This is a genomic window from Polynucleobacter sp. JS-JIR-II-50 (genome assembly GCF_018687895.1).
Classification (GTDB): domain Bacteria; phylum Pseudomonadota; class Gammaproteobacteria; order Burkholderiales; family Burkholderiaceae; genus Polynucleobacter.
This window is the reverse complement of record NZ_CP061307.1, coordinates 1316722-1343660: the sequence shown is the minus strand read 5'-3', so window position 1 is coordinate 1343660 and position 26939 is coordinate 1316722. Positions and strand designations below refer to the sequence as shown.

At 45.5% G+C, this 26939-nt stretch carries 24 protein-coding genes and 1 tRNA gene; 20 read left to right on the top strand and 5 right to left on the bottom strand.

Annotation, left to right across the window (positions count from 1 at the left end; translation table 11 throughout):
* Positions 1 to 53 precede the first annotated feature (53 nt).
* Entirely contained in the window at positions 54 to 2405 is a 2352-nt protein-coding gene (locus FD963_RS06635; protein WP_215361306.1) for a Tex family protein, read from the top strand.
* Positions 2406 to 2499: 94 nt separating this feature from the next.
* Positions 2500 to 3486: a tripartite tricarboxylate transporter substrate-binding protein gene (locus tag FD963_RS06630; protein WP_215361304.1), complete on the top strand. Its 987-nt coding sequence runs from the start codon at positions 2500 to 2502 to the stop codon at positions 3484 to 3486.
* A gap of 70 nt (positions 3487 to 3556) precedes the next feature.
* On the opposite strand, the gene FD963_RS06625 is transcribed toward FD963_RS06630, so the two are convergent.
* Genes FD963_RS06625 through FD963_RS06615 form a run of 3 tightly spaced genes read right to left on the bottom strand, consistent with a single transcriptional unit; the run spans position 3557 to position 10507 of the window.
* Positions 3557 to 4510, bottom strand: coding sequence for a transglutaminase family protein (locus FD963_RS06625; protein ID WP_251367204.1), 954 nt, complete (start codon positions 4508 to 4510; stop codon positions 3557 to 3559).
* Positions 4488 to 7076 carry a circularly permuted type 2 ATP-grasp protein gene (locus tag FD963_RS06620; RefSeq protein WP_251367203.1) on the bottom strand — a complete coding sequence of 863 codons (2589 nt, stop codon included), beginning with the start codon at positions 7074 to 7076 and terminating at the stop codon, positions 4488 to 4490. Before FD963_RS06620 ends, FD963_RS06625 begins: the two co-directional genes overlap by 23 nt.
* A 35-nt stretch (positions 7077 to 7111) precedes the next feature.
* The gene (locus FD963_RS06615) at positions 7112 to 10507 is read right to left on the bottom strand and encodes a DUF2126 domain-containing protein (protein ID WP_215361301.1); all 3396 of its coding nucleotides are present in this window, start codon (positions 10505 to 10507) and stop codon (positions 7112 to 7114) included.
* Between the two features lie 173 nt (positions 10508 to 10680).
* Between FD963_RS06615 and FD963_RS06610 the strand changes: the two genes are divergently transcribed.
* From FD963_RS06610 to FD963_RS06570, 9 genes are all read left to right on the top strand, one after another.
* Positions 10681 to 11340, top strand: a complete 660-nt coding sequence (locus FD963_RS06610; RefSeq protein ID WP_215361294.1) for a glutathione S-transferase family protein — start codon at positions 10681 to 10683, stop codon at positions 11338 to 11340.
* A gap of 2 nt (positions 11341 to 11342) precedes the next feature.
* Positions 11343 to 11780 carry a cupin domain-containing protein gene (locus FD963_RS06605; protein ID WP_215361292.1) on the top strand — a complete coding sequence of 146 codons (438 nt, stop codon included), beginning with the start codon at positions 11343 to 11345 and terminating at the stop codon, positions 11778 to 11780.
* Complete coding sequence (locus tag FD963_RS06600; protein ID WP_215361290.1) at positions 11771 to 12109, top strand: hypothetical protein; 339 nt, start codon at positions 11771 to 11773, stop codon at positions 12107 to 12109. The genes FD963_RS06605 and FD963_RS06600 overlap by 10 nt, the downstream gene beginning before the upstream one ends.
* Positions 12106 to 13323 carry a polyhydroxyalkanoate depolymerase gene (locus FD963_RS06595; protein WP_215361288.1) on the top strand — a complete coding sequence of 406 codons (1218 nt, stop codon included), beginning with the start codon at positions 12106 to 12108 and terminating at the stop codon, positions 13321 to 13323. Before FD963_RS06600 ends, FD963_RS06595 begins: the two co-directional genes overlap by 4 nt.
* A 12-nt stretch (positions 13324 to 13335) precedes the next feature.
* Positions 13336 to 13551, top strand: coding sequence for a hypothetical protein (locus tag FD963_RS06590; protein ID WP_215320092.1), 216 nt, complete (start codon positions 13336 to 13338; stop codon positions 13549 to 13551).
* 40 nt (positions 13552 to 13591) lie between these two features.
* The gene (gene scpB / locus FD963_RS06585) at positions 13592 to 14380 is read left to right on the top strand and encodes a methylmalonyl-CoA decarboxylase (protein ID WP_215320090.1); all 789 of its coding nucleotides are present in this window, start codon (positions 13592 to 13594) and stop codon (positions 14378 to 14380) included.
* 59 nt (positions 14381 to 14439) lie between these two features.
* The gene (locus FD963_RS06580; protein ID WP_215361287.1) at positions 14440 to 15342 is read left to right on the top strand and encodes a pseudouridine synthase; all 903 of its coding nucleotides are present in this window, start codon (positions 14440 to 14442) and stop codon (positions 15340 to 15342) included.
* Positions 15343 to 15440: 98 nt separating this feature from the next.
* Positions 15441 to 15758, top strand: coding sequence for a hypothetical protein (locus FD963_RS06575; RefSeq protein WP_215361285.1), 318 nt, complete (start codon positions 15441 to 15443; stop codon positions 15756 to 15758).
* Positions 15755 to 16594, top strand: coding sequence for a GGDEF domain-containing protein (locus tag FD963_RS06570; RefSeq protein WP_215361282.1), 840 nt, complete (start codon positions 15755 to 15757; stop codon positions 16592 to 16594). The genes FD963_RS06575 and FD963_RS06570 overlap by 4 nt, the downstream gene beginning before the upstream one ends.
* Positions 16595 to 16622: 28 nt before the next feature.
* Here FD963_RS06570 and FD963_RS06565 read toward each other — a convergent pair whose 3' ends face one another.
* Positions 16623 to 18257, bottom strand: coding sequence for an FMN-binding glutamate synthase family protein (locus FD963_RS06565; RefSeq protein ID WP_215361277.1), 1635 nt, complete (start codon positions 18255 to 18257; stop codon positions 16623 to 16625).
* Positions 18258 to 18425: 168 nt separating this feature from the next.
* Here FD963_RS06565 and FD963_RS06560 point away from each other — a divergent pair, with 168 nt between their 5' ends.
* The 4 genes from FD963_RS06560 to FD963_RS06545 all read left to right on the top strand — a co-directional run bounded on the left by FD963_RS06560 (position 18426) and on the right by FD963_RS06545 (position 20410).
* Positions 18426 to 18809 carry a translational machinery protein gene (locus FD963_RS06560; protein ID WP_072583501.1) on the top strand — a complete coding sequence of 128 codons (384 nt, stop codon included), beginning with the start codon at positions 18426 to 18428 and terminating at the stop codon, positions 18807 to 18809.
* Positions 18810 to 18834: 25 nt separating this feature from the next.
* Positions 18835 to 19095, top strand: a complete 261-nt coding sequence (locus tag FD963_RS06555) for a hypothetical protein (RefSeq protein ID WP_215361276.1) — start codon at positions 18835 to 18837, stop codon at positions 19093 to 19095.
* Positions 19096 to 19184: 89 nt separating this feature from the next.
* The gene (dusA, locus tag FD963_RS06550) at positions 19185 to 20267 is read left to right on the top strand and encodes a tRNA dihydrouridine(20/20a) synthase DusA (protein WP_215361271.1); all 1083 of its coding nucleotides are present in this window, start codon (positions 19185 to 19187) and stop codon (positions 20265 to 20267) included.
* A 67-nt stretch (positions 20268 to 20334) separates the two neighbouring features.
* Positions 20335 to 20410 (top strand) — tRNA-His (locus tag FD963_RS06545).
* A 69-nt stretch (positions 20411 to 20479) separates the two neighbouring features.
* On the opposite strand, the gene FD963_RS06540 is transcribed toward FD963_RS06545, so the two are convergent.
* Entirely contained in the window at positions 20480 to 20971 is a 492-nt protein-coding gene (locus FD963_RS06540) for a hypothetical protein (protein ID WP_215361269.1), read from the bottom strand.
* A 90-nt stretch (positions 20972 to 21061) separates the two neighbouring features.
* Here FD963_RS06540 and FD963_RS06535 point away from each other — a divergent pair, with 90 nt between their 5' ends.
* From FD963_RS06535 to bcsA, 5 genes are read left to right on the top strand one after another with little or no spacing between them, the layout of a single operon-like run.
* Positions 21062 to 22291: an HD domain-containing phosphohydrolase gene (locus FD963_RS06535; RefSeq protein WP_215361267.1), complete on the top strand. Its 1230-nt coding sequence runs from the start codon at positions 21062 to 21064 to the stop codon at positions 22289 to 22291.
* 2 nt (positions 22292 to 22293) lie between these two features.
* Complete coding sequence (locus FD963_RS06530) at positions 22294 to 23127, top strand: GGDEF domain-containing protein (protein WP_215361265.1); 834 nt, start codon at positions 22294 to 22296, stop codon at positions 23125 to 23127.
* A gap of 40 nt (positions 23128 to 23167) precedes the next feature.
* A complete protein-coding gene (locus FD963_RS06525; RefSeq protein WP_215361264.1) occupies positions 23168 to 23512 on the top strand; it encodes a diacylglycerol kinase in 345 nt (114 codons plus the stop codon).
* Positions 23512 to 24204, top strand: a complete 693-nt coding sequence (locus FD963_RS06520; protein WP_215361262.1) for a hypothetical protein — start codon at positions 23512 to 23514, stop codon at positions 24202 to 24204. Before FD963_RS06525 ends, FD963_RS06520 begins: the two co-directional genes overlap by 1 nt.
* A gap of 5 nt (positions 24205 to 24209) precedes the next feature.
* Complete coding sequence (gene bcsA / locus FD963_RS06515) at positions 24210 to 26936, top strand: UDP-forming cellulose synthase catalytic subunit (protein WP_215361260.1); 2727 nt, start codon at positions 24210 to 24212, stop codon at positions 26934 to 26936.
* Positions 26937 to 26939: the final 3 nt, after the last annotated feature.

Sequence of the window (26939 nt, the reverse complement as noted above, 5' to 3'; positions counted from 1 at the left end):
ATCAAAACTATAAATTAACCATTTGTAAGTTAAATAAATAAAACTAGATATACATGCTGCCATCAATTGAACAACGTCTTGCCCAAGAACTTGCTGCTAAACCTGCTCAAGTAGCTGCTGCTATAGCTCTGATGGATGAGGGGGCCACCGTGCCATTTATCGCTCGTTACCGTAAAGAAGCTACCGGTGGCTTGGATGATACGCAGTTACGTTTATTAGAGGAACGTCTTAGCTATCTTCGTGAGCTAGAGGATCGACGCAAGACAATCGTTGCTTCTATCGAGGAGCAGGGCAAGATGACGCCAGAGTTGCTGAAGGCCATCATGTTGGCAGAGGATAAGACTCGCTTAGAGGATCTTTATCTGCCGTATAAACCTAAGAGAAGGACTAAGGCGCAAATTGCCTTAGAGGCTGGCTTAGAGCCATTGGCAAATGATCTGCTCAATAACCCCAGGCTCGATCCTGAAACAGAGGCTGCAAAGTATCTTAAGGAATCGTTTCAGGTGGATGGCACCGATAATCCTGGTGTAGTAGATACCAAGGCGGCACTTGAGGGTGCACGTCAAATTTTGATGGAGCGCTTTGCAGAAGATGCAGCATTGGTGCAATCTCTTAGAGAGTACTTACAAGATCATGGTGTAGTCGAATCTAAAGTGATTGCTGGTAAAGAGCAAGAGGGAGAGAAGTTCGCTGATTACTTTGATTATTCTGAGCCGATTAAAGCCATTCCATCTCATCGCGCCTTAGCTTTATTTAGAGGTCGTCGGGAACAGATGTTAATGGTGAGCCTGCGCCTAGATACTGAAGAAGAAAAGCCAAAATGGGATTCTCCTCACAATCCTTGTGAAAACCGGATTGCCAATCATTTCAAGATCAAAAACGAGGGGCGACCTGCCGATGCGTGGTTGGCGGATACAGTGCGCTGGACTTGGCGTATTAAGTGCTCACTGCATTTAGAGTCAGAGCTGATGACAGCGCTTCGTGAGCGCTCTGAAACCGAAGCAATTAATGTATTTGCCCGCAATCTTAAAGCCCTCTTGCTGGCAGCGCCTGCTGGCCCAAGGGTAACTATCGGTCTCGACCCCGGAATGCGCACTGGTGTGAAAGTAGCCGTAGTGGATGCTACTGGAAAAGTGGTGGATACCGAAGTGATTTACCCGCATCAACCAAAAAATGATTGGGCTGGTTCACTGCATACCCTGGCTAAATTAGCTGAGAAGCACAATGCCACCTTGATCTCGATTGGTAACGGTACCGCATCTCGCGAGACTGATAAATTAGCCCAAGAACTGATTAAAGCTAAGCCAGAACTCAAACTCACCAAGATTGTTGTTTCTGAAGCGGGTGCTTCTGTTTACTCTGCATCTGAATACGCCTCAAAAGAATTGCCCGGCATGGATGTATCGCTTCGCGGCGCAGTATCGATTGCACGTCGCTTACAGGATCCCTTGGCTGAGTTAGTGAAGATTGATCCTAAATCGATTGGCGTAGGTCAGTACCAGCATGATGTCATGCAAACCCAGTTGGCTAAATCATTAGTCGCAGTTGTAGAGGATTGTGTGAATGCTGTCGGCGTTGATGTGAACACGGCCTCAGCCCCATTGCTAGCAAGGGTTTCCGGCTTAAGCTCTACTGTGGCTGAAGGCATAGTGGCCTATCGCGATAGTAAGGGAGCATTTAAATCTAGAGCAGATCTCAAAAGTGTGCCGCGTCTCGGCGATAAAACATATGAGCAGGCTGCCGGCTTCTTACGCATCATGAATGGCATTGATCCACTAGATGCTTCAGCAGTTCATCCCGAATCATATCCTTTGGTAGAAAAGATTCTGAAGGACATCAAGAAAGGCGTGAAAGAAGTGATTGGTGATGCCAGCTTGCTGAAGTCGCTTTCACCTGAAAAGTATGCTGATGGCCAATTTGGTTTGCCTACTGTTACTGACATCATTAAAGAATTAGAAAAGCCAGGTCGCGATCCGCGTCCAGAATTTACTACCGCTACATTTAAAGATGGTGTCGAGAAAATTAGTGATCTTAAGACGGATATGATTTTAGAAGGCGTAGTGACTAACGTTGCCGCCTTTGGTGCTTTTGTGGATATTGGTGTACATCAAGATGGCTTGGTACATATCTCCGCTTTATCTAATACCTTTGTAAAAGATCCTCATAGCGTGGTGAAAGCAGGGCAGGTAGTAAAGGTCAAAGTGCTGGAGGTAGATGAAAAACGCAAACGTATCGCGCTAACGATGCGTTTAACAGATGAAGCCCCAAGAGAGGGTGTCAAACCTGAGCAAAGAGCTCCTAATCGCCCTAGAGCGCCTGAAAACAGAAAGCCGCATGAAGATAGAAGGCAAGCGCCCCCAATGAATAGTGCTATGGCAGCTGCCTTTGGCAAGCTTAAGAAATAATTATTTATTAGAGATTTTCTCCCCATTGGGGTGTCAAATTCTCTAAACTATTACTTTGTATGTTTAACCACGAATGACAAGGATTTCCGTGAAAATGTCTCGATCAATTTTCCGTATTGCGGCGATTTCGCTGTGTGCACTAGGCGTAAGTATTTCTGCTGCAAAAGCGGCTGATTTTCCTGGTGATCGTCCGATTACTTTAGTGGTCCCATTCTCAGCTGGTGGTCCAACCGATAAGGTGGCTCGTGAGCTGGCCTTAGCAATGGGTAAGCAACTCAAAGGTCAGGTCATTGTGGATAACAGTCCTGGTGCTGGTGGCACGATTGCGGCTAAACGTGTCATTAACTCCAAAAATGATGGTTACACATTACTAATTCACCATATTGGCATGTCTACAGCCCCGGCTTTGTATAAGAATTTGGGTTTTGATCCAATGACTGATTACGAATACGTTGGTCAAGTTGCCGACGTTCCGATGATTTTAGTTGGCAATAAAAATTTGCCGCCTAAGAACTATCAAGAACTTCTGCCGTATATGAAAGCAAACGTAGGCAAGATTGCGTATGCCAATGCGGGCGTAGGTTCTGCTAGCCACTTGTGCGGCTTGCTTTTTATGAGTCGTATTCAGTTGGATTTAACCACTGTGCCATACAAAGGTACTGCGCCTGCCTTGACTGATTTAATCGGTGGCCAAGTGCAATTGATGTGCGATCAAACAACTAACCTTTCAGGTCAGTTGGCAACTAATGCAGTAAAGCCTTACGGCACAACCACCATGCAGCGCATCAAAGCCTTTGAAAAGATTCCAACTCTCAATGAGCAGGGCTTGAAGAACTTCGAAGTGAAGGTGTGGCATGGTGTTTATGCTCCTAAGGGCACTCCAAAAGCGGAGATGGATAAGTTAGCCAAAGCGCTGCAAGGAGCTATCCAGGATCCCCTTTACAAGCAGCACATGGCGGAGTTGGGCGTTGAAATTCCATCTCAAGCAAGTGCTACTCCAGAAGGTTTGAAAAAGCATCTGAAGGCACAGATTGATTTATGGACACCAATCATTAAGGCTGCAGGTATCTACGCAGACTAAGATGTAAGTAGTGCACTCTTCAAGTAATAAAACCGCCTTCGGGCGGTTTTTTATTGGGAAAAAAGGGCGCCTAAGAGTTAATAGGCATTACCGTTACAGCTACCTCTAACGTATGGTCTGCTCCACCATGGATCACCCCGCGAATAGGGGAGACATCTGAGTAATCTCTTCCTTGAGCCAAGTGAACATAATCTTCCCCAGGAGTTCCGTAGCCCCAGCGATTATTGGTTGGATCTAGATCACACCAAATGCCCTTACCTAAAATACTGCTTTCATCCATGCTAGGAACATAAACCGATACCCAAGCATGCGAAGCATCTCCGCCAATCAGTCTTGCTTGACCGGGTGCAGGATTGGTCAGAATATAGCCGCTCATATATTTTGCGGGGATGCCGATACTGCGGAGCGATGAAATCAAAATATGTGCAAAGTCCTGACATACCCCCTCTCGCTTATTCAGCGCCTCTAGTGCAGGGGTGTTGATATCGGTACTTTTGCTAACGTAATGAAATTCACTATAGATGCGTTTCATCAAATCAATTGCCGCATCCAATATAGGTCTACCAGCTGTGAAATTGGCCCTCGCAAATTCTGCGAACTCTGGTCTCAAAGTAATGAATGGAGATGTAAATAGAAATTCTGAGGCAGCATCCCATTGGGTATTGGAGTGATAACGGAAATATTCTCGTACCAGCTCCCAGGGTGCAGTTTCCTGGGGCTTAGGGCCATATTCAGTAGCTGTAGTCTCGATCAGTGATTTGGCTGTAATGAGTAATTCACTGTGCCTATTCTGCAAAGAAAAGAAGGTGCAAACATTTCCATGGCTATCTCGATTTTCTTCGCTCCAAGAAGGCCTCGGGCTCACCTGAACTTCGGACTTTAATACTCGTTGTGTTTCTAGATCTGCTGGTTTGAGGTGAGCAAAATGCTGCGCAATCTCTACATCAGGATCGTAAGAGTAGCGGGTATCGTGGGTAATTTCTAGCAACATCATTGGCGCATTACATTTGGATGCTGTATTCATTAGAGTGAATCAGATTGAAATAGCGTGCGCTAATTTCATCAGAAACATTCCAGGCAGACTGCGAGCAATTGCGCAAACAATTTCTGAGATCCGAGAGGTTGCCAAATCCATCAGCTGTGGATAGTGAAAACAAGTCGTAATCCAGCAAGTTAATGACGCTGCGTGTCAGCTCATCAGGATTATTGCGTTCGGTACCCGCTAGCTTTGATAGGCGAGCTCTAAGCGCCTTGCTAACCCAAGCAAGTGATCGTGGATTTTCATCATCCATGACTAGTAAGCTAATTAAAGGGGCTATCTCGCGACTTTGTTGGTGCTGTGCATGAAAGGTGATCGTGCTATCAAATAAATTGAGTAGAGCGGTATAACCTGAGCTGTCTGCATTTGGATTATTAAGTAAGCCAGAAACGATAGCTGAATCTAATGCATTTGTCAGAAAGGCCAGCCTCTCAATATGTCTTCCAATGGAAAGTAGTTGCCAGCCATCATCACGTGTCATACGGTCAGTTTGAGCGCCGGTTATCGCCGCCAAGCAGCTACTCGCGCCATTTAAAGCATCGATAGCGAGCGAAGCGGAAAAATCATTAAAGGTATTGGCTTTATGGCAATCAGACTGAAATTGCTCAATGCAATGATTGATGGTGCTCCATTGTTCCGGGGAGAGTCGCTCTCTCACATTAGAGGCAGTGCGTTTCATGGCGTTCAGGTTGTAGCCCACGCTGGTGACGCTGTCGCTGGCATTGAGAGAGTTAATTAAAGTACGCTCAAAAATTCGGTGACGCATATCACTCTGGTCAAAATTACTTGGTACACCTTCAGGCACAAGCCCGTAGTGGTGACATAGGTTTTCTAACCAAGACCATAATGACCGGGAAGGGGTGTATTCACTATTAATATTTTCAAGATAAAGCTTGGCTAAGCGCAGAATATTTTCACTACGCTCGGTATACCGTCCAAACCAATAGAGATTCTCAGCTGCGCGGCTGGTAACTAAGCGCTTACGCATCACTTTTTCTGGGGTTTGCATTGGATGCTGTGGTTGTTGCCCTTGCTCTTGGGAGGGCTGTGGGCTTTGAACCCAAACATCTGCACTACTACCGCCTCGTTGCATAGAAGCTATGCCTGAATCAGTGCTTGCGATACGGGCAAGTCCACCAGGCAATACTTGCCAGCTGTTAGAGCCATCACTCAGTGCAAAGACGCGCAACATATATGAGTGGGGCTCAATCAAAGAAGCATCATTGAGGTTGAAGGCATTTAACCAGGTTGGCATTTGTGCCAATGGAATGTAGGTTTGCACAGTATGCTCATCAGGCTGCCTAGTAATACGTCCAACCCATTCATCTAGCTGAGCCTGATTTAGATCGCAACCTAAAGTAGATTCGTAACTTTGATGACCTGTGCCATTCGGAAAGGTTGGCTTAATGGCGCTATGCCCTAAATTCGGAATAGCAGCTTCTAGTGCGGCGCGTTCACCGCACCACCAGGTATCCATTGCTGGAAGCTGAACTTTTTCATTTAAAAGTCTCTCGCTAATCGACGGCAAGAATCCTAATAGTGCAGGTGATTCTAGGAAGGCCGAGCCAGGAGCGTTTGCCAAAACGACGTTACCGGCGCGTATCACTTGTAATAGACCGGGGACGCCTAGAGTGGAATCGGAGCGCAGTTCTAGTGGATCTAAAAACTCATCATCCAAACGCTTCAGCAAAATATGTACAGGCTCTAAACCACGTACCGTTTTCAAAAATAAGTGTTGATCGCGTACCGTTAAATCACCACCTTCAACCAGAGTTAGGCCGAGATAACGAGCTAGATAGGCGTGCTCAAAGTAGGTCTCGTTATAAGGTCCCGGAGTAAGCAGGGCGATATGGGCATTAGCACCTGCCGGGCTTTCAAGCTTCAATGCATCGATTAAGTCTCTATAGGCATTGGCTAGTGGGGCAATCTGCATGAGCTCATATGCTTTGGGAAATTGTCTTGCAATCAGATTACGATTTTCCAAAAGATAACCAAGACCAGAAGGTGCTTGGGTGCGCTGAGACAGTACTGACCATGATCCATCAGGCGCTCTTGCTAAATCAAAAGCCATGATGTGAAGATGTTTTTTGTTATTAAGCTCGATACCATGCATAGAGCGTAAATAACCAGGATGTCCATGGATTAATGCCGGAGGAATCCATCCTTCCTTCAGCAGGGTTTGGGGCCCATACACATCCACCATGATGGCTTCAAGTAAACGCGCACGCTGTAAAACTCCGGACTGAATTTTTTGCCAAGAATCAGGGCTAATAAGGAGGGGAAATAAATCTACTGACCAAGGGCGCTGTGGACCAAACTCATCGGCATAGACGTTATAGGTAATGCCGTTATCCCGAATCTGCCTATTGAGTTCTTGGGTGCGTTGATCAAGATCGCTTAAACCAGAGGGGCCAAGGGATTCAAAAAAAGTTTGCCATTGGGGTAGTAGAGACTCTGATTCCCCTCGTAACTCATCAAAGTGCCCCTCTTTGGGTGTGGGTGATAGACGGTTGATATCCTCCACCAGCGTAGGGTTGCTGGCGTCTTTCAAGGAATGAGTCTGAGGGTTGTCCACAAACTATTGTCTCACCGCCGCATATCCAGCGTAAATGGAAATTCCTTACTAGCCGGGAGGTCAATGTTTGCCTGAACCCCTTCAACAGTTCCTGGGGTATGACCCATCCTAAAGAAGCGAGAAAGTCGCCGACTCTCTGCCTCATAGGCATTGATAGGGAAGTTGTCGTAGTTTCGGCCACCAGGGTGGGCAACGTGATATTGGCAGCCCCCCACAGAGCGTTTATTCCAGGTATCGATCACATCAAAAATCAATGGAACATGAATACCAATACTCGGGTGCAGGCTAGATGGAGGATTCCAAGCCTTATAACGAACACCTGCTACATACTCTCCTGCAACTCCTGTTGGTTGAAGTGGCAAAGGCTCGCCATTGCAGGTGATGGTGTAGCGACTTTGGTTTAGGCCGGTAACACGTAATTCAATTCTCTCTAATGAGGAGTCAACATAGCGTGCAGTTCCGCCTGCTGCATTTTCTTCACCCATAACATGCCATGGTTCAAGTGCGTTGCGTAAGGTAATTTCTGTGCCCATCGTTTGCACTTGTCCAATGAGCGGGAAGCGGAACTCAAGGTGAGGTGCAAACCACTCAGGCTTAAAGTCGTAACCGTACTTTTGCATCTCTTGAATGACATCATCAAAGTCCATTTTGATAAATGTTGGCAAGAGACAGCGGTCATGGAGTTCAGTTCCCCAGCGCGTCATTGGTGCCTCATAAGGCTTATCCCAGAAACGAGCTATCAAGGCGCGAATGAGTAATTGCTGAACGATGCTCATATGTGCATGCGGTGGCATTTCAAAAGCGCGTAATTCTAATAAGCCTAAGCGACCTGTTTGACTGTCTGGTGAATACATCTTATCAATACAGAACTCGCTGCGATGCGTATTGCCGGTGACGTCAATCAGGATATTGCGTAGAGTTCTATCTACCAGCCACGGCGGCATGCTTTGGCCAAACTTCTTACGATTCTCATGAATTTCTTTCAGCGCGATTTCTAACTCGTAGATTTGGTCATTGCGCGCTTCATCTACTCGAGGCGCTTGACTGGTTGGTCCAATAAACATACCGCTAAATAGATAGCTCAAGCTCGGATGGTTGTGCCAATACAAAATCAGACTGGCCAAGAGCTCAGGTTTACGTAAGAACGGACTATCAATCGGTGTCGCACCACCCATTACAAAGTGATTGCCACCACCTGTACCGGTATGACGACCATCTGCCATAAATTTCTCAGCAGAAAGGCGAGATTCAAAAGCAGCTTGATATAAGAATTCCGTATGCTCAACTAGCTCGCCCCAGTTATGGGCTGGATGAATATTGACTTCAATAACGCCTGGATCTGGTGTCACCTGTAATAACTTCAAGCGTGGGTCGCGTGGTGGGGTATATCCTTCCAGCACAATTTGAAACTGAAGTTCTTCAGCGGTAGCTTCTACCGCCTCCAATAAATTGAGATAGTCTTCAAGACGAGCGAGTGGGGGCATAAAGACATACAGTACGCCCGACTTACCACCATGCTCATTCTCAGCCTTAGGTCCATTGGAGCGCATTGGATCACGCGCTTCTACGCACATCGCTGTTCTGGTAACCCATGCAGCTGATTCTTGACGTTTTGGATGTCTTACTTCTTGCGACTGACTCCAAATCGTTTTACCAGACGCTGTAAATTCTTTGCGAGTTGGTTGTTGTTGGTGAACAATTGACGCTTGACTGTTTAATGGCGGTCTAGGAGTAAATGGATCTTGCTCAATGAGATAGGGATAATCTGCTTTACTAACCCAGGGTAGTGACTCCAGGGGGAGTCGATAGCCCATTGGCGAATCGCCTGGTAGCAGATAAAGACGATCATCACGACATTCCCAAGGACCCGTCTTCCAAGCGGTATCTAGGTAATTCTTTCCTTCATTCGCTTCGATAGGGAGGACATAACCCACCACAGAATCTAATTTTTGGGTGAAGACCCGCTTTAAGCGAGTGCGCTCCATCTCATCGTCTAGGTTTGATTTGAAGGGATCAACGTTGACTGGTAGCTTGGATTCCCGCCAGAGGTAATAGAAAACATCCTCATAAGCGGGTTCGATAAATTTATCCGCTAAACCTAATTTTTTAGAAAGTGTGTAGACAAATTTCTCAGCATCTTTGCTGGTGTAGTTCGTAGGGTGGCGTTCATCGGCAAATAGTTTTGGGTTTTTCCAGATAGGCTGTCCATCAGCCCTCCAGTAGATTGACAAAGCCCAACGAGGGAGTTGCTCTCCTGGATACCATTTGCCTTGACCGAAATGAAGGAAACCACCATCGCCGTATTCCTTGCGAAGTTTTTCTACTAAATCGGTTGCGTAACCCCGCTTCGTTGGCCCTAATGCATCTACATTCCATTCACGTTCATCACGTCCATTAACGGATACAAAAGTAGGCTCACCACCCATGGTCAAGCGAACGTCGCCCGCAACCAATTGCTTATCAACTTGATGGCCTAGATCAACAATCGCTTGCCACTGTTCTTCGGTATACGGTTTGGTTACTCGGGGCGCTTCATAAATGCGAGTGACTTCCATGGAGTGAGCAAATTGCACTTCACATTCGTCAACACCACCTTCAATCGGGGCTGCACCTGAAGGTTCGGGGGTGCAGGCAACAGGAATATGGCCTTCGCCAGCAAATAGGCCGGAAGTCGGGTCTAAGCCAATCCATCCCGCACCTGGCAAATACACCTCACACCAGGCGTGCAAGTCTGTGAAATCTACCTCTGTTCCACTTGGTCCATCTAGCGCTTTGACATCTGGTTTAAGCTGAATGAGATAGCCTGAAACAAAGCGCGATGCGAGTCCGCAAAGACGCAAGAGATTCACCATTAACCAAGCAGAATCTCGACAAGAACCACTGCGAAGTTTTAATGTCTCTTCTGGGGTCTGTACTCCAGGCTCCATGCGAATGGTGTAGCTAATATCCTTGTGAACTTTTTGATTGATCGCAACTAAAAAATCGATCGTGCGCATCTTGCTGCGATCAACCGTTTTAAAATATTTGTTGATGCCGTCATTGCGCTTTTTACCTAGGTAAGGGCGCAACTCTTTCTTAAGATCTTGGCTGTAGGTAAAGGGGTAGTCTTCTGCATCTGGTTCTAGAAAGAAATCAAATGGGTTGTATACGGCCATTTCCGTAACAAGATCGACCGTTACTTTAAAGTGCGTCGTAGGTTCAGGAAAAACCAAACGAGCTTGATAGTTTGAAAATGGATCCTGTTGCCAGTTAATGAAATGACCTTCAGGCTCAATTTTGAGAGAGTAAGAAAGAATATGGCTGCGGCAGTGAGGTGCCGGTCGCAAACGAATTACCTGTGGCCCCAGTTTGACTGGGCGGTCATATATGTATTCGGTGACGTGGTGTAGGGCGGCGTGTATAGACATGACTCAAAGTCTATAAGTTCACCACAAGGGTGCATTATTACGGCGCACAAGATGGGTGCGTAAAGGTGAGGTATGCCCAGATTTGGGTAGAACATGTCAAAAATAGGGCATTTGGCTACCAATCCTTATTTCAGGGGGAATAAGTTGTAGTTGTACCTCATTTGAAAGTTCTTATGCCTAAGCAAACTACCTTGACGATTAGTAGCAAAAATTATTCTTCATGGTCATTACGCGGTTGGCTGATGCTCAAGCTTTCTGGCTTACCTTTTCAGGAAGTGCAGGTTCATCCGGATGATGTGGATAACCGAGCAGAACTCTTGCTCTTGTCACCCTCCATTCTGGTTCCGCGATTAGATCATGATGGTTGCAGGGTTTGGGACACCATGGCTATTGGTGAGTATCTGAATGAATTAAATCCCAAAGCGCATCTGCTACCAAAAGATCCAGCAGCAAGAGCCCATTGCCGCTCCATCTGTGGCGAGATGCATTCCGGCTTCTCTGCCTTGCGCGCTTCTTTGCCTATGAATGTCAAAGCCAAATTTGAGTCATTCAAGGTTTGGTCAAAAGCACAAATCGATATTAATCGTGTCCTAGTCATCTGGCAGGACTGCTTAACAACATACGGTGGGCCTTTCTTATTTGGCAAGGAACCCACTTTAGCTGACGCTATGTTTGCGCCAGTGGTCACAAGATTCTTGACGTATCACGTAGAGCTGGACAAGGCGAGCAAGGATTACTGCACGCACATCATGGCGATGCCTGAGATGAAGGAATGGGTGATGGGCGCCCTCGAAGAACCCGATGACATTGAAGAACTTGAAGTGGAGTTTTAAAAATGAACGCACCCGTAAAATTTAAAAGTGATACCGAGTTTTCTCATGTAAAACCTGCCGATACTCAGTTTTTACCAGGCGGCCTTAGGGATTTTTTTCTCTATAAAGATTTGGGTGTCGCTAAGGCAACCAAAGGTAAGGTCATTGCCCATCTCGTGAAGGCCAATAAACCCCCAGAGAATGGTACCGGCTGGCACTATCACGTAGCAGAGTTCCAGATTGTCATCATGACCAAAGGCTGGGCTAAGTTTATGTATGAAGATAAGGCTACCTTGGTTGAGGCGGGTGATGTTGTTCATCAAATGCCGGGCATCACCCATTTCCTCTTCGACTATTCACCCGACATGGAGTATCTCGAGATAGTGGGCCCTGCGGACTTTGAAACTATCCCGGTTTCTGTTGCTCCAGCCGAGGTCCCAGGGGTAACTCCATGGAAGTAGTCAAAAACAATGCGCTGGCATCAGACTTTGCGGTCTTGTTTCAGCGGATTATGACAATTGCTGAGGAGCTCGATGGTATGAGGAGTTACTACCGCGATCTTTATCAAAAGATAGAGGCTGGCGAAGTTGCTTCAGGCGATGAAGAGCTGCCAGATCTTCTCAAAACTTTTAATGTTGCTGGTTTTGTGAATTTATCCATCGTGGCAGCACGTGCAGCGCAAACCGCAGCCATTATTGCCAATGATGTGTCTTTGAGTAGGGTATTTGACCCAGCACTCAGAACTACAGAACGAGCATTGCGTCACATAGAAAGCGGTGCCCATAGATGATGTACAAAGCTTATCAAACCTTTGCTAATTTGCATAATCCGGTTCGGATGTTTGCAAAAGCGTCAGAGCGCGTCTCTACTAATTGGTTTGGAAACTTTTCCCTAAATCCTATGCAGCGATTAGCTGCACACTATGAGCAAATTTCTTTGCTTGGATTTACGCATACAAGACCTGATTTTAAAATTCAATCTGTCATGGATTCATTTGGGGTGGAGCAGCCCGTTACAGAGGAATTAATTTACTCAACGCATTTTTGTAACTTGATTCGATTTTCAAAGCCCAATATTTCTGGTCAACCTAAGATTCTCTTGGTTGCTCCAATGTCAGGACACTTTGCTACTTTGTTAGCGGGAACCATTAAGACACTTCTAACTGATCATGAAGTTTATGTAACTGATTGGTTGAACATTCGTGACATTCCATTGAGTTGTGGCGACTTTGACTTTGATGCTTATGTCGAGCACATCATTAACTTCTTGCGGGTGATCGGACCTCAAACCCACCTGATGGCGGTATGTCAGCCAACAGTAGCCTGCTTAGCAGCCACAGCCATCATGTCTGAAGACAAGAGTCCCTATGTCCCGGCAAGCTTGACCTTGATGGCTGGGCCGATTGATGTCAGTCAAAGCCCAACAAAGGTCAATGAATTAGCTACCAGCAAACCCATGTCTTGGTTTGAAGAAAAGCTCATCGGGGTTATTCCAAATCAATTCAATGGCACTGGTCGAAAAGTCTACCCAGGTTTCTTGCAGCTTATGGCATTTATGAGTATGAATCCCGATCGCCACGCAGAGTCCTTCAGAAAGCTATATGAGTATCGCGTTAATGGTGACGATGAGAAGGCGGATGTGATTCATGATTTTTATGAAGAATATTTTGCAATTATGGATTTGTCAGGACCTTTCTATTTAGAAACCATTAAAAAAGTATTTATGGATCGCGATCTAGCTAATGGAACTTTGACATACCAAGGTAGGCTAGTGAATCCAAAACTGATTAAGAAAACATTTCTGCTCACCGTTGAAGGTGAGCGAGATGATATCTGTGGCATTGGACAAACTTTAGCAGCGCAAGATCTCTGTTCTGGTCTCCCTGGATACAGGAAGTCACATCACTTACAAGCGGGCGTCGGCCATTACGGGGTATTTAATGGGAAACGCTGGGAAAGCCAGATTTATCCAGTAGTTCGCAACCACATTCAGTCAGCACTTTAACCAGGAGGAAATATGGTCGTCTATATCACTCGAAACATCATTGCCAGAATGCGTCGTAATGACGGTACGGATAATGGCTGCAGACCTCTAAATCCTGGAAAATATGAGGCTAACAAGACCAATGATGGTGCGCTGGAAATTCTTCAGGATGCTGGGGAGCCGGTCTATCTTTTACCCTTTATCTGGTGGGAGAAGATGGAGCTAGGTGATATTTTGATTGCGGCTTAATACGCAGACAACCAAAAATAATAAATAAAGAGACAGCGCATTGAACTATCAATACATCAAAACCGAACAGGCAGATTTAATTGCCACAATTCGCTTTAATCATTATGAAAAGCGTAATGCATTAAGTGAGTGCTTAATCGAAGAAATGCATCACGCCTTGGAAGAGTTCGGTAAACAGGATGTGCGCGTATTGGTTTTGCGTGCCGATAAGAAAAATAAAGTTTGGTCTGCAGGTCATGATGTGATGGAATTACCTAGATCAGAGCGGGATCCCTTGCCCGCTGATGACCCTGTTATGGTTTTGCTTCAATCTATCAGGGCGTTTAGAGCGCCAGTGATAGCCATGGTAGATGGTTCGGTATGGGGCGCTTCGACTGATTTAATTATGAGTTGCGATATTGCCATTGGTGATCACGACTCGACCTTTGCGATTACACCGGCCAAGTTGGGACTCCCTTATACCGCGAGCGGAATTTTGCATTTCATGTCACGCATGCCCTTGAACGTTGTTAAAGAGATGTTCCTGACTGCCGATCCTATAGGCGCTGATCGTGCCTTGCAGATTGGCATCCTGAATCATCTCTACGTCTCTGGTGAATTAGAGTTAAAAACTTACCAAATGGCTCGAACTATTGCTTCGCGTTCACCTCAGGCTAACTCTGTGCTCAAAGCCCAGGCACAAATGCTCTCTGATGCCGCAGTCATGAATCCCGCCGTTTTTGAACACTTGCAATCCTTGCGTAAGAATGTGTATATGGGAAGCGACTACCGAGAGGGGATTACCGCCTTCCTAGAAAAGCGCGACCCAGTATTTGGTCAGGCCAAATAAAGCGACGCCAATTACGCTCTGGCAAAAGCATAAAATAGAGCTCCAAACTATGGGGCACTATGAGCACACAAGTTAATTCAGAAGGAGTCTCAGCATCGCGGGTGTATTTGCCTGCAAATCAAACCCATCTGAATTTGCTGGCCTTTTTCATAGCGCAATTTCCCCATATACAAGCTACTGAGTGGGAGCTTCGTTTTAATGAGGGCCTTATTCTAAATATGGAAGGACGGCCTCTTAATGTGGCTGATCCATATCAACCGAATACTCATCTGATGTACTTCAGGAGGCTGACTCGCGAGCCAGAGATTCCATTTGAAGAGCAGATTCTCTATCAAGATGAGCATATTCTGGTTGCAGATAAACCGCATTTCTTGCCAGTAACGCCAAGCGGACTTTACCTGCATCAAACCTTATTAAATCGACTCAAGAAAAAAATAGGCATACAAACGCTCAGTCCCATTCATCGAATTGATCGTGATACAGCGGGGCTAGTTATCTTTTCAGTTAATCCAAATGAGCGAGCTCAATACCAAAATTTATTCAGGGATAGAGCGGTCAAAAAAGTCTATGAAGCGATAGCACCATACTCTGAAGAATTAGAAAAAAAACTTCCAATGACTTATCAAAGTCGAATTCAGGAATCAGAACATTTTCTGCAGATGCAGGAAGTTACAGGCGAACCAAACACGGATACCTTGATAGAGCTCATACAAGCAAAACAGCCATGGGCTAAATACAGACTCACTCCCGGCAGCGGGAAGAAGCATCAACTGCGTTGCCATCTCAATGCCCTCAATATCCCCATGAAGCATGATCAGATCTATCCCATTCTTACGCCTTATCAAGAATATGACTTGGATTTTTCAAAGCCATTGCAGCTGCTTGCAAAAGAAGTGGCATTTATTGATCCTATTGATGGGGTAAAGAGGGCCTTTAGTAGCTCTCAAAACCTAGTGCTTTAGTTCTAGACTCCTTGATTATGAGTGTTGGGAGTGCTTTAGGCACTAAAAATAGGCATAAAATCTAGCACGATATTAGCTCTTAAGCTAATATGCCACTCATGACGTCCAAACCCCGTTACCGCTGGCTATTGAATCGACTAAGACACCAGCCGACAGGTTTGGAAGAGTGCAGCCCCGATCTGATAGTGGAATATGCAAAAGCAACTGGCGCAAAAGTGTTTTACCGTTCGAATGAGTATCCACGCTGCCCACAATTAAGTCGTGACCTTAGTAAGTTGGTTAAACATAATTTAGCGGCCCGGAGAAGATCTTTTCTTTATGACCTCAACGGATTTATGGTGTCTCCACGGGCGACCTATGTATATCGTTTAACACCTGTAGCTGCAAAATCGCTTACTTGGGTTGATCGAGAATGATGCAAGACAATAATATTTATGGGCTATTTGGCATTAAACCAAAAATAGCAGTCCAGTTTGGGTTTGGTTTGCTCTTCTTGATTTTAATGATCGATGTTTTTTCGCCTGATGATTACCGATTAGTTTTGCTCTATCTATTTCCTGCGGCAATCATTGCATTAAATGCAAAATCAATTAAGGTTGTTATCGTAGCGCTTGTTTTGACGACGCTATTTGAAAATTATTTTCTCCTTAGAGAGGATTATTTCTCCCTCTATCAAGTAAAGATAGAAGTACTTAATTTCCTTATACGTTTTTTGGCGACCCTATTAATTATGTGGCTTGCCAGGTCACTTCGACGAAGTCAGTTGCGGGTAAACCTGCTGGCAAATACGGATTCATTAACAGGGTTGTGGAACAGACGCTGGGCCCGAATTGTTATAGAGCAGGCTATTGCAAAACTTGACGAATCACGGGAAGTTTTTTCTGTTGCGCTGATCGACGTGAATGACTTTAAAAAGATTAATGATATTCGAGGGCATTTAGTGGGCGATCAGGTGTTGACAAAGATTGCCCATACCTTGATGGCATTCTCATCTGAGAATGCCATGTTTTTCCGTTTGGGTGGCGACGAGTTTTTGATCGTTGCATTGAAGGTAAATAAGAAAAGTATGCATCAGATGTGCGGTGATATTGTTAAAACAGTCAATCAGACGATGAGTGATTCAGGGTATCCAGTTACCTTAAGTATTGGTATGGCAACATATAGCGAGGCACCAAGAACCGTCTCGGAAATCTTGCATCAAGTAGATCTAGAGATGTACCGCCACAAAACTGAACTCCGAGCTTCTCAATAAATTTCTCTTATCGCGAGGCTCTCAAGGCCTAACTTTTAAGAGCGCTAAAGCTTTGGGCTTGGGACCGGTGCCAATAAAGCTCAAATACTCTTGGCAAATTCAGGCTCGGATCTATATGTTCTGCGTTTAGTAACAGTCCAGCGGGCATTTCAGGGAGTAAGAAGGATAAAAGACGTACTTCATGCTTATTAATGCGTCGGATGATGTGAGGGGCATCAATTTCACCGGGGTGATGTAATCCAGCAGCCTCTACCAGCTCTTTTAAGGTCTTCAGGGTTTCATTGTGGAAGTTGTACACGCGCTCAGCTTTATTCGGCACTACCAATGCTTTCTGGCGCAATGGATTCTGTGTAGTGACGCCAGTAGGGCAGTTGCCCGTATTGCAAACCTGCGCCTGAATACAGCCAATGGAGAACATAAAGCCACGCGCACTATTACACCAATCGGCACCTAAAGCAAAAGCTACAGCCATATCAAAGGCGCTAATGATCTTTCCGGCACAACCAATTTTGATTTGATTTCTTAGGTTTACACCCACAAGGGTGTTATGAACCAGGCGCAGGCCTTCTTGTAGTGGTGTGCCCACGTGATTAGTAAATTCCACTGGCGATGCACCTGTCCCGCCTTCAGAGCCATCCACTACGATGAAGTCCGGATGAATGCCAGTCTCTAGCATGGCTTTGACAATGCCAAACCATTCCCATGGATGGCCAACGCAGAACTTAAAGCCAACCGGCTTACCGCCAGATAGATCACGCAACTTCTTCACAAAATGAATCAGCTCAAGCGGTGTCGAGAAAGCGCTATGCGAAGCAGGGGAGATGCAGGCTTCCCCTTCCTTGACGCCACGTGCTGCAGCTATTTCAGCCGTCACCTTAGAGCCCGGCAAGATGCCGCCATGACCAGGCTTGGCGCCTTGGCTCAATTTAATCTCGATCATCTTGACCTGAGGATCTAAAGCATTCTCCTCATATTTTTTCTCATTAAAACTACCGTCGGTATTGCGGCAGCCAAAGTAACCAGAGCCAATTTCCCAAATGAGATCGCCACCATGTATGCGGTGGTATTGAGAGATCGAGCCTTCGCCAGTGTCATGAGCAAAGCCACCCTTTTTGGCACCAAGATTTAAAGCCAAAATAGCGTTAGCACTAAGGGACCCAAAGCTCATGGCTGAGATATTAAAGATGCTGGCTGAATATTTTTGTTTGCAATCTTTGCCGCCAATCTCGACTCGGAAATCATGGCTGGGCAGGCGGGTAGGGGCTAATGATTGATTAATCCATTGGTAGCCAGGGGCCATGACATCCAGAGTGGTGCCAAAAGGAATTTGATCCGGTACAGCTTTAGCGCGTGAATAGACTAATGTGCGCTGTTCTTTTGAAAAAGGGGTTTCATCATTGTCGCCCTCGATAAAGTACTGGCGAATTTCTGGGCGGATAAATTCAAGCATGAAACGCAAATGTCCAATAACGGGGTAGTTTCGAAGAATGGCTATTTTGGTTTGCGTGATGTCATACATGCCTACAAATGACAAAAAGCCAAATAGTAGGAAGAAATTCCAAGCCTGTGGATGCAGCTGTAAAGAGGTAAAACTGGCAATGGCCCCCAGGATGCATAGAGAAAATGGAATATATCGTATGGGTAGGTATTTATTGGGGGACATGGCCGTAACGAGCTTAAATGTGGATGGTCTGAGTATACGAATTTAATACTAATACAAACAATTTGACATAAATCAAACCTAATAGCGCTTCCACAGTGATTTTTCAGTAATCCTTAAGCATTGCTGGAGTATTCTGAAGGGGTAGTTAATACTAATCATAGGAAGAATATGTCATTAAATCACGCAGTAATTTGGATCGACCATAAAGAAGCTCACGTAATGTTCTTGAGCGAAGAGGCTAGCGAAGCCGAAGTGATTCGCAGTAAAAGTACCCACACTCATCTGCATCACAAAGCCAATGAAGTCGGTAGCGGTAAAGTCGCTTTAGATTCAAAATATTTACATTCAGTTATCAATGCCGTGAATGAGTCCAAAGAAATCTTGATTCTTGGGCCTGGATCTGCAAAATTAGAGCTCATCAAACACGCGCACAAACATGATGCCAATATTGCAGAAAAGATTGTTGGCGTAGAAACGGTTGATCATCCTACTGATAAAGAAATTCTTGCCTATGCACGCAAGTTTTTCTATAAAGTGGATCAAATGCTATAAATAAAGACTTCATAGGACGACACAAATGACTAAAGAATTAAACAAAGAAGCTTTAGGGCCAGATGGCCTCCCAGGGCATGATTATTTTCTGGATGCGGTAAATCATATTGATCAAGCAGTAGCAAACAATACGATTGCCGCGGGCGCTGCTAAAGGTTTAGTTTTTAGCCTTGTAGAGACCTTGGGCGCTATGGTTGGTGACCCCGATCTACCGAATCATCTGAAGTCCGGTTACATGGGTGCCTTGGATCTTGCGGTTGAGTTAGAGGCGAAGCTATCTAAATAAGCTAACTATCAAGTGCATCTTCAGTAAGGGCAGCTTCGGTTGCCCTTATGCATTTAAAATGGCGGTCAATCGCCATTTAATCGAAGTTCATGACCAATACTCCAAAGAAACGCTTAGCAGTCGCCCCCATGATGGAGTGGACGGACCGCCATTGCCGTTCGTTTCATCGCACGCTCACTAAAGAGGCTGTTCTTTATACAGAGATGGTCACTTCTGGTGCGCTCATGCATGGGGATGTGCCACGTCATTTAGATTATTCACAAGAGCAACATCCTGTTGTTTTGCAATTAGGCGGCTCAGAGCCCGGCGACTTAGCAAGGTCTGCCGAACTAGCTCAACAGTGGGGTTACGATGAAATCGATCTCAATTGCGGTTGCCCCTCAGAGCGCGTGCAACGTGGTGCCTTTGGCGCCTGCTTAATGGCTGAGCCTAATTTAGTTGCAGACTGTGTGCGCTCTATGAGGGGAGCGGTTGATATTCCGATCTCCGTAAAGCATCGTCTGGGCTTGGACTCGATGGATGCCGCAAATTCTGAAGCTGATTACCAATTTGCGCTGAACTTTATTCTTGCTGTTGCCGATGCTGGTGCCAGTCAGGTAACCATTCATGCACGTAATGCAGTGCTTAAAGGTTTATCGCCAAAAGAGAATCGCAGCAAACCACCGTTGCGTTATGAAGTAGCTGCAAAGCTCAGAGTAGATGCGCAGAAGCAATTTCCGAATCTCAAAGTATTGCTTAATGGTGGTTTGGAAACTAATGAACAAATTGCTGGCCACTGGGATGACTTTGATGGTTTCATGGTGGGAAGGGCTGCATATCATTTTCCTGCGTTGCTCTTAGGTTGGGATGACATGATCAACACGGATGGCGATGCTGCTGGATATCTTTTTAGTGAAACCGAGTGGCACCGCATTCAGATTGCCTTGGTTAAACAAGTGCAAGCTTGGTTTGATGAATGCCAAGCCAAAGGCAAGCCTTTTTATATTGGGGCTTTTACAAGACATATCCTCGGCTTGGCTCATGGCCGGGCGGGATCACGGTATTGGCGTCAACGTCTCTCAGATCATCACGCCTTGGCCAAAGTTCAGAGCAAGGCCGCCATCTTGGATTTCTTTATCGATGCGAGCTTATGTCTTGGGGATTGGGCGGCCTTTGAGTTCGAAAGCGCCTAATAGCGGGCCTTAAAAGGGTGTTTTTGACAGTATTTTGAGCAAAAAGCTATAATCTAGGTCTTCAGTGGCGGACGTAGCTCAGTTGGTAGAGTCCCAGATTGTGATTCTGGTTGTCGCGGGTTCGAGCCCCGTCGTTCGCCCCACAGCATTAAAGTAAAAAAGCTCCTCAACGGGAGCTTTTTTACTTTTCGCTACCCATATCTCTTTTGCTCTTATCTCTTACCTCTGGCCGATCTAGCTGATTCAGCGGCAAGGTTAGACATTTTTACAGCTTCGGCGGCGGCCATAGCTGCGCGCTTAGTGGCTTCAGCAGCTTCAGCTGAGGCCAATATGGAGGACTCCTCGGCTTGATGGGCAACAGCTGCAGCGGCTGCAGCGGCAGCAGCAGAGGCAGCAGCAGCGGCTTCAATGGCAGCTTCGGCAGAGGCAGCAGCGGCATCGGCAGCCGCCTCTGCGGCATCCACCACCGCTTCTGATGCGGCTAGCTTGGCTGCAGTTGCGCAATTCTTGGCTGAGAGGGAGGCTTTTTCAGCAGATATGGCAGCTCTCTTAGCAGCTTCAAGTGCGCTCGAGGTCAAAGCCTTGAGGGTATCTATCGCATCAGCGTAGCGAGCATTAACGGTGATGTATCCCTGACGTAGGTTGCTCACCTCGGTTTCCAGGCCGATCAGCTTTGCATAGATTTTTTCAATATCTTCTTTCATATTCCCTTGTCAGTAGTTTACGTTTTCATACTCTGCCTATTTATTAGTAATTGCAAGCCTTTTAGGGCGATTTAGAGCCATAATAAAAACATGAAAACAAAGCCTGTAAATCAGCATAACTTCTCTTCCGAATTAGTCATTCGTGACGAGTTAGAAAAGCGAGGCTGGGCTTTATCCGCACTTTCAGAAGCAGCTGCTGCACTGGCACGTGCAAACTCTACTGAGTTATTGATTCAAGAAGTTTGTCAGGCGATTGCTGCACAAGGTCCATATGTTCTTGCTTGGGTGGGACAAGCTGAGGGTGACGCCTTCAAGACAGTCAAAGTAGTTGGGGTTGCTGGGGCTGCCTCTGGCTATATAAAAGATATTGTAGTGAGCTGGTCTAATTCCGAAGTAACCGGGCGCGGACCTGCAGGTAGTTGCATTCGAAACAATAAAACGAGCGTAGTTATCGATGGTGAAATCGATCCTGGATTTGTTGCTTGGCGCGAGCGTGCAAAGGGGTTTGGAATTCGTTCGGCAATCGGTTGTCCAATTCCTGATGGTATTACTGGGATACCCTTTGGTGTACTGATGGTGTATTCAAAAGTTCCGAATACATTTGGAGCTTCTGAAGTTCAGTTATTTGAAAGTCTTGCTAAAGAGATTGGATTTGGACTGCGCTCCATTGAACGTCAACATAAGTTGGATGACCAAATTCATGAAAAAGAACTAACGCAAGAACGCCTGGCAACTGCATTACGCGCAACTATTGAGGCTATGTCCAAAACCATGGAGTGGCGCGATCCCTATACTGCCGGTCATCAAAAGAGGGTAGCCAGTATTGCGATGGCTATTGGCCGTCAATTAGGTTGGGACAATGAGCGTATTCAGGCTATCTATATGGCAGCAATGGTGCATGACATTGGCAAGATGGCAGTACCGTCGGAAATTTTGACAAAGCCCTCGCGATTGACTGACCTGGAAATGCAAATGGTGCAAGGGCACGTAGAGGCTGGCTATCAAATTCTGAAAGATATCCCATTTCCCTGGCCAATCGCCGATATGGTGCGCCAGCATCATGAGCGTTTAGATGGTAGTGGTTATCCGCTGGGCTTGAAAGACGAGCAAATTAGCCAGGAGGGAAGGGTGTTGGCCGTAGCCGATACGATCGAGGCAATGGCAACTCATAGGCCCTATCGGCCTGCTAAGGGATTGAATTCAGCAATGGATGAAATTCAAGCTGAGGCAGGCACCAAGTTAGATGCGAAAGTTGTCGAAGCTGCATTCAAGTTGCTTAAAAATGAAAATGAGCTGCAAAAGATATTAGATGTGCATTAAAGATGATGATTAAATTGATTGCACTCGGCGCATATTATTTGGCATTGCTTGCGCAAGTTTTTGCAATGATTTTTGCGCTCAAGATATTTTTTAAATCAAAAGCGTATCGTCTTGCTAGCGGTGCATTAGCCCTCGGTTTTGGTTTGATGATAGGAAGGCGGATTACTCCTCTTCTGCATTTTTATCTAGATGGCTACTACAACCTCTTAGACGCAGTCTTGGCCTTTTCTATTTCAGTACTGCTTTTTCTAGGCCTGATGCAAATCAAAAAAATTATTTTAGAGTTAGAGGAAAAGAATTTCCTGCTTGACCATATATCAAAGACAGATTCATTAACTCAAGCTTTAGGCCGATCAGAAACTTTCCATCAAGCAGAATTAGAGATTGAGAGATCTTTGCGCAATGGGGAGCCGATAGCTTTTCTCATGCTGGATATTGACCACTTTAAAAATATCAATGATGAGTATGGCCATCCACTAGGCGACATAGTTCTGACAAATCTTGTAAAGCACTGTCAGAAAGAACTTCGTGTTATTGACATCTTCGGGCGTGTAGGGGGCGAGGAATTCTTCGTTGTTTTGCCAGGCAATGATCTTGGCAGTGCTTTTGAGGCGGCTGAGCGCCTACGAAAAAGGGTGGCCTCCACCCCTTCGGCTTATGTGGCCGGCAAAGAGATCTATATATCGATCAGCATTGGGGTTGCCAGCTTTAGCCCTAAGGAGGCTGGAGAGACCAAGGCCAGTCTGGTTTTAAGGGCTTTTTACGCCAAAGCTGACCAGGCCATGTATATGGCCAAGTCTAAAGGCCGGAATCGAACGGAGCTTTGGACTCAATAGGCTAATAAAATAGCCAATATTCCTAATAAATCTAATGGTAATGTCAAAAAAGCGAAATATTATTCATGCGACTATCAATGCAATTGATGGTGCCAAAGAACTCATCCTTCAAAAGGCAGCTCGTAGAGAGTCAATTCTTGCGGTAATTACTATTGGATTTTTTTGTTATCGCCCAAATGTATATACCGTATTAATAGCTGTTCTATCCCTGGTTTTGCTAGCGGTTGAAGCTCTTAATACAGCCATTGAAAAGATCTGCGATCTCATTACCTTGGAAGAGCATCCTGAGATTAAGAAGATCAAAGATCTTGGTGCGGCAGCAGTGATGATTATCGTGTTGGCTATTGTTCTCATCTTTATTCGCTACTTATCACCATTTTTCTGATGAGCAACTTTTTAAGTGCCTTTCATATACATATCATTCCTAGGGGTGATGTGGAGTCACCGGATGAATCATCTCATCAAGTCATTCGCGAGAAGCTGCTTCTTTTGATTGCAAGAATTTGTAAAGATTTTCGCGGCACAGCATTTGAAGAGTCTCGCGGAAAAATCATTTATTCATTTGAGCAAATCAGTTTTGCAGCTCAAGCGGCTATGGCTATTCAAATAGAGGCCGATGCATTGAATGCAAAAAATCATTCAGACCCCATATGTTTAGCCTCGATTGGGATTGTTGCTCTGATTAATCCATTTACTGGACTCAGGGAGGAGGAGCGCTCGATTCAATTGGCCTCGTTCATGGCTGAGGCTGCTGGCCCTGGAGAGCTTTATCTATCTGAGGGCGCTCACGATTCCTTAAAAAACCCAGGCTCACTTCTATGTCGCTTTACAAGACAGTTGCTAAGAACGGGTGAAGATAGAGCTCTCAATGCCTATGAAGTGTTTTGGAGCCCAACAGAGGTTGATCCGGGAAAGCTCCATAAAGATCCCAATGCCATCGATTTGGAGCTTCAGCCGATTCGCTCCTTTGGTCTGAAATTGGCTGCCGGAATTCTGCTACTGTTCTTTGGGGTGCTTTTACTTACTGTAGGCTGGGAAGCACTTTGGGTCTGGTTTATTGCGGTGGTGAATCGCTAATGTTTATGCGCGATCGTCATTTTAGAATCACTGCAAGCTTATGCATGTTTGCCTTTGGTGTTGGCGTCATGATTTACTTCGCCGAGGAATTGCTTAATCTTGGTGGCCAGCTCTATTTAGGTTGGGGCTCTTTCTTCATCATCTTCTTAATGTCGAAGGTGAAGTATTTCCGCAATCAACCTTGGCGTTCCTTATTTATTGTTCTAGCGCTATTTGTTAGCTGTCGATATATTGCCTGGCGGATCTATGACACCTTAACGTATACCGGTTTCTTTGATTTTATCGGCACCGCCTTGTTGTTCCTGGCAGAGCTGTATGGCTTCACCTTATTCCTGCTAGACATGTTTGTGAACTTCTCGCCAATGTCTAGTGAAATTATTCCCCTATCTCAAGACGAGTCTTCTTATCCCTCTGTGGATATCTTTATCCCTACTTACGATGAGTCTGAAACCATCGTTCGCATGACGGTGACGGCAGCGACTCAGATTCAATACCCCAAAGAAAAGCTCAATATTTACATCCTGGATGATGGTGGCACGCATGCCAAGCGCCGCAGTAAGGAAACAGGTCATCAAGCCTGGAGGCGCCATTACAACTTAAGAAAACTCGCTAAAGAGTTGGGCGTGAAATACATTACACGTGATACCAATCAAAAAGCTAAAGCAGGCAATATCAATCACGCTTTGCAGCATAGCAATGGCGATCTCATTTTAATTTTAGATTGCGATCAAATACCAACCAAAGATATTTTGCACAACACGGTGGGGCAGTTTTTAAGCGATCCCAAAATGTTCTTGGTCCAAACGCCGCATTTCTTTATCAATGAAACTCCAGTGAATAATGTCATTACTGGGGTCTCTAATCGCCCCGATGAAAGTGAGATGTTTTATCGAAAAATTCAGCCGGCTATGAATTTTTGGAACTCGGCCTTTTTCTGTGGCTCCGCAGCGTTGCTACGTCGTCAGTACCTCATGGAAATTGGAGGTATTGCCATTAAGACCATTACCGAAGATTGTGAGACCTCACTCATTCTCCATGCGCATGGCTATAACAGTGGCTACATTAACAGGCCCATGGTCTGCGGTCTTTCCCCAGAGACTCCGTCTGACTATCTCACTCAGCATTCTCGCTGGGCCAAGGGAATGCTCCAGATCTTGATGCATTACAACCCCTTATTCATGCGTGGGCTGAGCCTGCCACAACGCTTGGCTTATTTTTCTTCGTCGTACTCTTGGCTTTTTGGATTTGCACGTTACATCTTTTTCTTGGCACCATCAGCCTTCTTAATTTTGGGTCTTAATGTGTATTCGGCCAATTGGCATGAGATGGTGGATTTCACCGTTCCTTATGCATTGAGTATTTTGGTGGTGATCTCATACTTCTTTGCTGGTTCGCGTCAACTCTTCTTCTCTGAAATTTATGAGACTGTCAAAGGCTTCAGAATGATTCGAGAGCTCATGCCTGTTCTCCTAAATCCTTGGAAGCAAAAGTTTCTCGTAACACCAAAAGGCCTTACATTAGAAAAAGAGCAGCTCAGCTGGGATGCCTTCCCATTATTTATTCTGGTAACTATTAATGCAGTTTCTATCGCTATTGCGATTATTCGCTGGCATTACGAGCCAATTTGGCATGACAACATCGTTATCACCGCAATATGGTGTTGCATCAATATTTGGTTGGGCCTAATGTCCCTAGGCGCCTTTTGGGAAAAGCGTCAAGTCAGAGCTTATTACCGAATTGGTGGTGGTGGAACGGTCACAGTGCTTCGTGGTAATGGCCTACCTGGCATTGAGGCAAATTTGGAGGATGTTTCGGTAAGCGGCATTGGGTTCGTTCTTCCATTCAATACGGACCTGAAAGTTGGCGAATCCATTCAATTGGCCGTGAATGATAGTTATGGAAATCACTATACATTTAGGGCAAAAGTGGTTCGTATGCAAAAAGAGGCTGACCATTATTTTTGTGGCACACAGTTTGTTGCAGAGCAAATTGGAAGTCCTGGCGCTATTGCATTTGTATATGGAGATAGTGGTCGTTGGCAGCATATTTGGGATGCTAGCGCGGAACTCAAGCATTCAAAACTCCAGTTGTATTTGTTAACGAAGTTGGGGCTTAAGGCCGTACGCGAAAACTTTGCGAGCTATTTTGCTTACATTGCAAAAAGCGTAGGCACTTTTATAGTGATGCTTTTTAATCCCTATGTTTGGTTTTACGCGATCACTGGCCTAGCAAACTGGGCTATTTACTTGCTCTATTTATTTATCGTCTACACCATTGGTTTAGTCGATCATGAGCAGGCGAGAACCTTCCCTCGCTTACAGGCTGGGGAAAAGATGACAGTATATTTTCCTAAGTTGAACGCCACGCTAGAAGGGTGGGTCTTTGATATTTCCTTAACCGGCATCGGCATCAAAGTGAATCTACCGTTCTTAATTGACGATAATGAACTAATCGAGGTTTCTGTATCTGGCGTATTGAAAACGCAACAGCGCATGGATTGCATCATTCGTCGGGTCATCAAGGACGGCGATGAAGTTATTTTGGGCGCTGAATTTATTGTGGATAACAGTAATTTCTTCAAGATCGTGAGCTTTGTCTACGGCCAAGGATCCAAAATGGTATTTTCATTGGCGATTCAAAATTTAAGAAGAATTTTGTCGTATCTCTTTTTCACCGGTGAGTTGTCGGAGGAGCGTAAGAAACTTACATCCTCTAAGTCTTTGGGTAAATAACGA

Coding starts and splice junctions, on each gene's coding strand:
- FD963_RS06635 (WP_215361306.1), top strand. CDS start 54: ATGCTGCCATCAATTGAACAACGTCTTGCCCAAGAACTTGCTGCTAAA.
- FD963_RS06630 (WP_215361304.1), top strand. CDS start 2,500: ATGTCTCGATCAATTTTCCGTATTGCGGCGATTTCGCTGTGTGCACTA.
- FD963_RS06625 (WP_251367204.1), bottom strand. CDS start 4,510: ATGAATACAGCATCCAAATGTAATGCGCCAATGATGTTGCTAGAAATT.
- FD963_RS06615 (WP_215361301.1), bottom strand. CDS start 10,507: ATGTCTATACACGCCGCCCTACACCACGTCACCGAATACATATATGAC.
- FD963_RS06610 (WP_215361294.1), top strand. CDS start 10,681: ATGCCTAAGCAAACTACCTTGACGATTAGTAGCAAAAATTATTCTTCA.
- FD963_RS06605 (WP_215361292.1), top strand. CDS start 11,343: ATGAACGCACCCGTAAAATTTAAAAGTGATACCGAGTTTTCTCATGTA.
- FD963_RS06600 (WP_215361290.1), top strand. CDS start 11,771: ATGGAAGTAGTCAAAAACAATGCGCTGGCATCAGACTTTGCGGTCTTG.
- FD963_RS06595 (WP_215361288.1), top strand. CDS start 12,106: ATGATGTACAAAGCTTATCAAACCTTTGCTAATTTGCATAATCCGGTT.
- FD963_RS06590 (WP_215320092.1), top strand. CDS start 13,336: ATGGTCGTCTATATCACTCGAAACATCATTGCCAGAATGCGTCGTAAT.
- FD963_RS06580 (WP_215361287.1), top strand. CDS start 14,440: ATGAGCACACAAGTTAATTCAGAAGGAGTCTCAGCATCGCGGGTGTAT.
- FD963_RS06575 (WP_215361285.1), top strand. CDS start 15,441: ATGACGTCCAAACCCCGTTACCGCTGGCTATTGAATCGACTAAGACAC.
- FD963_RS06570 (WP_215361282.1), top strand. CDS start 15,755: ATGATGCAAGACAATAATATTTATGGGCTATTTGGCATTAAACCAAAA.
- FD963_RS06565 (WP_215361277.1), bottom strand. CDS start 18,257: ATGTCCCCCAATAAATACCTACCCATACGATATATTCCATTTTCTCTA.
- FD963_RS06560 (WP_072583501.1), top strand. CDS start 18,426: ATGTCATTAAATCACGCAGTAATTTGGATCGACCATAAAGAAGCTCAC.
- FD963_RS06555 (WP_215361276.1), top strand. CDS start 18,835: ATGACTAAAGAATTAAACAAAGAAGCTTTAGGGCCAGATGGCCTCCCA.
- dusA (WP_215361271.1), top strand. CDS start 19,185: ATGACCAATACTCCAAAGAAACGCTTAGCAGTCGCCCCCATGATGGAG.
- FD963_RS06540 (WP_215361269.1), bottom strand. CDS start 20,971: ATGAAAGAAGATATTGAAAAAATCTATGCAAAGCTGATCGGCCTGGAA.
- FD963_RS06535 (WP_215361267.1), top strand. CDS start 21,062: ATGAAAACAAAGCCTGTAAATCAGCATAACTTCTCTTCCGAATTAGTC.
- FD963_RS06530 (WP_215361265.1), top strand. CDS start 22,294: ATGATGATTAAATTGATTGCACTCGGCGCATATTATTTGGCATTGCTT.
- FD963_RS06525 (WP_215361264.1), top strand. CDS start 23,168: ATGTCAAAAAAGCGAAATATTATTCATGCGACTATCAATGCAATTGAT.
- FD963_RS06520 (WP_215361262.1), top strand. CDS start 23,512: ATGAGCAACTTTTTAAGTGCCTTTCATATACATATCATTCCTAGGGGT.
- bcsA (WP_215361260.1), top strand. CDS start 24,210: ATGCGCGATCGTCATTTTAGAATCACTGCAAGCTTATGCATGTTTGCC.